Source organism: Halomonas sp. SIMBA_159, assembly GCF_046536035.1.
Taxonomy (GTDB): domain Bacteria; phylum Pseudomonadota; class Gammaproteobacteria; order Pseudomonadales; family Halomonadaceae; genus Vreelandella; species Vreelandella venusta_A.
Map to the genome: position 1 here is coordinate 1 of NZ_JAWJBT010001678.1, position 234 is coordinate 234.

Here is a 234-nt window from a genome sequence, read left to right on the forward strand (position 1 = left end):
CTGCAATCCGTGATATCAATGGCTACACGACTGTAAACACAGACCCCATCTCAACACCGCCTTTAACGATTGCCATCACGGCAAAGAGCATGGAAGAAGCGCGGAAACTGCATAGTTATCTGTCCGCTTCTGCGATTCATGAGGATTTTTATATCGACGATTTGACCATTGCAATTTCCGACCCGCAGGAACAATTGACATTGCCGGCATTTGATGAAGAAATCCGGATGGAAT

General features: G+C 46.2%; 1 protein-coding gene. It reads left to right on the forward strand.

Going from position 1 to position 234, the window contains the following annotated elements; translation table 11 throughout:
- Positions 1-234, forward strand: a 234-nt coding sequence (locus R0J87_RS24920) for a hypothetical protein (protein WP_498889710.1), incomplete at both ends; no start/stop codon positions are given.